Annotated in this window: 2 protein-coding genes and 1 pseudogene; 1 reads left to right on the forward strand and 2 read right to left on the reverse strand. The window is 66.1% G+C overall.

The genetic code is table 11. The features are described from left to right. Positions 1–86: 86 nt before the first annotated feature. Complete coding sequence (locus JHD07_RS34165) at positions 87–389, reverse strand: hypothetical protein (protein WP_028136298.1); 303 nt, start codon at positions 387–389, stop codon at positions 87–89. A 194-nt stretch (positions 390–583) separates the two neighbouring features. Between JHD07_RS34165 and JHD07_RS34170 the strand changes: the two genes are divergently transcribed. Further along, complete coding sequence (locus JHD07_RS34170) at positions 584–793, forward strand: hypothetical protein (protein ID WP_291630180.1); 210 nt, start codon at positions 584–586, stop codon at positions 791–793. 6 nt (positions 794–799) lie between these two features. Here the strand turns inward: JHD07_RS34170 and JHD07_RS34175 are convergent. Further along, positions 800–1,083: pseudogene (locus JHD07_RS34175) on the reverse strand (acetoacetate--CoA ligase); the annotation flags it as partial.

The following is a 1,083-nucleotide window of genomic DNA, read 5'->3' on the forward strand; positions in this document are numbered from 1 at the left end:
GAGCCGGCTGAAGGCAGAGAATTCCACGACCTGAAGCGCGATACGGCGTGCGTCAGCTCCGATCGCCGCGGCGGCGAATTTGCCGCTCAGTCGCGCCGGCCGCCGTCGATCACCGTGAACAGCGGTCGTGCTGGCGTCGGCTCGACCAGCAACTCCTCCACCAGTGCCGTTGCCGCATCGACATATTTGCGGGTCGGCTTGTCGAGTGGGCGCCTCGCCTCGTCGTCGAGCGCAACCTTTGCAGCCTCGACCAGCTTGCGCATGCGTGCCGCATGGTCGTCGCCCGCCGTCAGCGTCGCGCGCGCCAGCGAGCGCAGCACGAACAGCTCTCCCTCGAGGCGGAGCAGACGGTCGTTCAGCCTGGTCAGGACGGCGTTGAGGTCGGCCATGGCGTCCGGCGCGGAGGATCTATCCTGATCTAGCTAGCGGCCATCGGTGAATGGATTCCAAACGGCATCGGCGCAATTGGGCCGATCCTCGCGTTGGTGACGCCGTTGTGAGCGGTCATGACGGCGAATTCAAGTGGGCCCAGCATGGTTCCCGCACCACATGTCGGTCCGGGTGGACGTCTGGAGCCAATGTGATGCGGTTTATTACGATTGTGATCCTGTTGATGTCGGCTGGCGCGGCCGCCGAGGCGGCGCCGGCCCGCCACCGTCACCCCCATCCCGTCGCCGTCCAACCGGCCGAGAACGCGCCGGTGCCGCCCGGCTGGTACAAATTTCCCGGGTGGCCGCCGATCCCGCCGTCGGAGAACAGGAATCTCGATCCTTCCAATTTCGGCGGCGGCTGATCGAAGCTACACGGCGCTTCGCGCCAAATGGTCGCGCGCGAAGGCGAGATACCAGTCGAGGCAGGCCGGGTTGGCCATCGCTTCCTTGTTGATGACCTCTTCGACGGGATGGCCGAGCAGGAGCTTCTTGATCGGCAGCTCCTGCTTCTTGCCCGACAGCGTTCGCGGAATCCCCGGCGACACGGCGATTTCGTCCGGCACGAAACGCGGCGACAATGACGACCGGATCGACGCAGCGATCCTGCCCCGCAGCGCCTCGTCCAGCGTCGCGTCCTCGCGCAGCACCAGGA

Source organism: Bradyrhizobium sp. (assembly GCF_016462955.1).
In the GTDB taxonomy this organism is placed as follows: domain Bacteria; phylum Pseudomonadota; class Alphaproteobacteria; order Rhizobiales; family Xanthobacteraceae; genus Bradyrhizobium.